This is a genomic window from Bradyrhizobium sp. P2_E8 (assembly GCF_056403875.1).
Map to the genome: position 1 here is coordinate 1 of NZ_JBFUES010001060.1, position 2,439 is coordinate 2,439.

Here is a 2,439-nt window from a genome sequence, read left to right on the forward strand (position 1 = left end):
GGGTCACGACGATCGTCTTGCCCTTGAGATCGCCGGCCACCTTCACGCCGCTGTCCGCCTTGACCAGCCAGCGCGGCTGGCTGACGAAGGTGGCGACCGAAAACGAGACCTGCTCCTGCCGCTTCCTGTCGTTCGCCGTACCACCGCACTCGATGTCGACGGTGCCGCTTTGGATGAGCGGGATCCGGTTGGACGAGTTCACCGGCGTGTAATTGACGGCGAGATTGGGCAGGTTGAKCTCCGTCTTGACGCGCTCGACGATAGCCGCGCAGAGGTCGAGCGAAAAGCCGATCGGCTTTTGATCGGGACCGAGATACGAGAACGGAATGGAGGCCTCGCGGTGGCCGATGGTGATGGCACCGCTCGACTTGATCTTGGCGAGCGTGGGACTGTCGGCCGCGATCGACGGTCCAGCGAGGATGCCGACGGCCGCAAGGCCGGACAGAACGCCCACTACACGCGCAAAACTCGTCATGTGCATCTCCCCTGTGAAGAACAGCCTAGGCGGCCCTGGACGACGGCTTCACGCCGCGCCGCTTGATGATGTCGATCAGGCGATCGACATCGGCGAAAATGTTGAACATCCCGAATGACACGCGAATGCCATCGCGCTCCGGCGATACCCGGATGCCATTCTGCTCGAAATGACCGAGCCATTCGGCCGCAGGGAGCGCGATGACGTAGATGTGCGGCGCGCGGTGCCGCCGATCGCGGGGACCGACAAGGCGAACGTCCAGCGCGTCGAGCCCCGCGATGAGATGATCGCCGAGATCGAGACAATGGTTCTGAATATTCTGCACGCCGAGCGCTTCGATCATGTCGAGGGAGGCTCCGAGCGCATGGATCGCCGGAAGATTGAAGTTGCCGAGCTCGAAGCGGCGCGCGGTCGGGGCGAGCTCGAGCTCGTCGGGCCGGGCGATGAGATCGGCCGGAACTTCAGCAAGGCTGGCGGCAGCGAGATAGGCGGGCTCGAGCTCGATCCTCGATTTGTCCCAATACAGGAGCCCGAGCCCCTGCGGCACGAGCAATCCCTTGTGGCTGCCCGATCCGATAAAGGTCGCGCGCAGGGCTTTCGCATCGATCGGCACGACGCCGATCGCCTGCATCACGTCGACGACGAAATAGAGCCCCTTCTCGTCGCAGAGCGCGCCGATGCTTTCGATGTCGAAGCGATGGCCGGCGTGGAAGGTCACCTGCGACATCGAGACCGCCCGCGTGCTCGCATCGATGTACGGGCGAAGGCTTTCGGCGTTCACGACCTCCGTCATCGGCACGAATTCAACCGTCACGCCCTTGCGCCGCAGATTGAGGAACGCATAGGCGTTGTTCGGATGATCGCCGTGGATCATCAGGACCTTGTCGCCGGCGCGCAGGGGCAGCGCATTGGCGGCGATGTTCATGCTTTCCGAGGTGTTCTTGGTGAAGGCGATCTCATCGGCCGATGCGCCAAGAAACCGCGCCAGCTTCTTGCGGGTCTGCTCGACGCGGTCGAGCCACACGCTCTTGGGGCCGGCCGTCTCGAGGCTCTCGCTGAGGAAGCGATCGATCGCCGCCTTGACCGGGCGCGCGAGCGGCGTCTGGAAGCCGGAGTCGAGATAGGTGATGCGCTCGACAGCCGGAAACTCCTTCCGCACGGCATCGACGTCGTAATGGCGAGACATCCCACACTCCCGATGAGCGCGCCCGGCAGGGCTCCGGCTGCGCTGCACAAATCCTGATCACCTTTCGGCGACGCCAACGATATGAGCAATCTGCGGACGCGGCCAAGAATAATTTTCATATTTCAATAGTATTTATTCCGAAAAATGATAATTATTTGTCTCGTCAATCGAGGACAGGCAGATGCAGCAAAGCAATTCCGACGGACCACTCGACCGGGCATTCGCCATCGTTGGCCATGTCGCGGGTCAAGTCAGAGCTGTCTCGGTCGCGGAAATCGCCAATGCGCTCGCTCTCCCGCTGCCCACCGCGCATCGTCTCATCGGGAATCTCGAGCAGCGCGGGCTTCTGCAGAAAGCCCTGGGCACGAAGCGCTACGTGGTTGGCAACCAACTGGTCACGCTGTCGGCCAAGGTCATCGGCGCAGCTTTCCGGACCGCGCGCCGGCATGCCGTGCTCCGCGCAGTCGCGGCTGAAATCGGCGAGCAATGCGAGATCGGTGTGGTCCGAGACAATGTCGTTGCCTATGTCGACAGCGTCCGCGTGTCGCAACCGCAGGGGCTTCAATTCAATCCGGGCGAAGCGGCACCGCTCCACTGCACATCGACCGGCAAGATCTACATGAGCCGATTGCCGGAGCGAGCGCGCGAGAAGCTGTGCCGCGCACTCACGCTCACGAGGTACACCGAGACGACCATCATCGATGTCGAAAACCTGATGAAGGTCCTCGACGAGACCCGCAAACGCGGCTGGGCCAAAACCAACGAAGAGTATGTGCGG

At 62.5% G+C, this 2,439-nt stretch carries 3 protein-coding genes; 1 reads left to right on the plus strand and 2 read right to left on the minus strand.

From position 1 onward, the window contains the following. Together AC1D00_RS36610 and AC1D00_RS36615 are read right to left on the minus strand one after the other, a co-directional pair. A partial coding sequence (locus AC1D00_RS36610; protein ID WP_477014022.1) for a transporter substrate-binding domain-containing protein occupies window positions 1–481 on the minus strand: 481 nt, incomplete at its 3' end. A gap of 19 nt (window positions 482–500) precedes the next feature. Next, complete coding sequence (locus AC1D00_RS36615; protein WP_477014023.1) at window positions 501–1,661, minus strand: aminotransferase class V-fold PLP-dependent enzyme; 1,161 nt, start codon at window positions 1,659–1,661, stop codon at window positions 501–503. Between the two features lie 181 nt (window positions 1,662–1,842). Between AC1D00_RS36615 and AC1D00_RS36620 the strand changes: the two genes are divergently transcribed. Then, a partial coding sequence (locus AC1D00_RS36620) for an IclR family transcriptional regulator (RefSeq protein ID WP_477014024.1) occupies window positions 1,843–2,439 on the plus strand: 597 nt, incomplete at its 3' end.